This is a genomic window from Pseudomonas sp. 43(2021) (genome assembly GCF_017490805.1).
Taxonomy (GTDB): Bacteria; Pseudomonadota; Gammaproteobacteria; order Pseudomonadales; family Pseudomonadaceae; genus Aquipseudomonas.
Map to the genome: position 1 here is coordinate 1 of NZ_JAFGYJ010000263.1, position 520 is coordinate 520.

The 520-nt window shown below is 59.0% G+C and carries 1 protein-coding gene and 1 pseudogene; both read left to right on the forward strand.

Translation table 11 applies throughout. From position 1 onward, the window contains the following. Positions 1-377: tRNA pseudouridine synthase A (locus J5M71_RS27110; protein ID WP_207838598.1), on the forward strand; the 377-nt coding region annotated here is incomplete at its 5' end. Between the two features lie 64 nt (positions 378-441). Beyond that, positions 442-520 (forward strand): annotated as a pseudogene (locus J5M71_RS27115) (N-(5'-phosphoribosyl)anthranilate isomerase); the annotation flags it as partial.

The window sequence follows — 520 nt, forward strand, 5'->3', positions numbered from 1 at the left end:
CGCAGTACCTGATCGGTACTCACGATTTCAGCGCGTTCCGGGCCGGTCAGTGCCAGGCCAAGTCGCCGATCAAGAAGATGCATCACCTGCGCGTGACCCGTCACGGCAAGATGATCGTGCTCGACATTCGTGCCAATGCCTTCCTGCATCACATGGTGCGCAATATTGCCGGTGTGCTGATGACCATCGGTGCCGGGGAGCGCCCGGTGGAGTGGATGAAAGAAGTGCTGGAGAGTCGCGAGCGTCGTTCCGGCGGGGTGACGGCGCATCCATATGGGCTCTATCTGGTGCAGGTCGAGTACCACGACGAATTCCCGTTACCCGAGCGCTTTATCGGGCCACATTTCCTTACGGGTTTCTCCGAACTTGACGGCTGACGCCCCCGGACGCTTTTGTTACCATCCGGGACGTTTTCGGATTTTGCCTTGAGGTTTTCCTGACATGTCAGCTGTTCGCAGCAAGATCTGCGGCATTACCCGCATCGAAGATGCACTGGCCGCCGTCGAAGCCGGTGCCGATG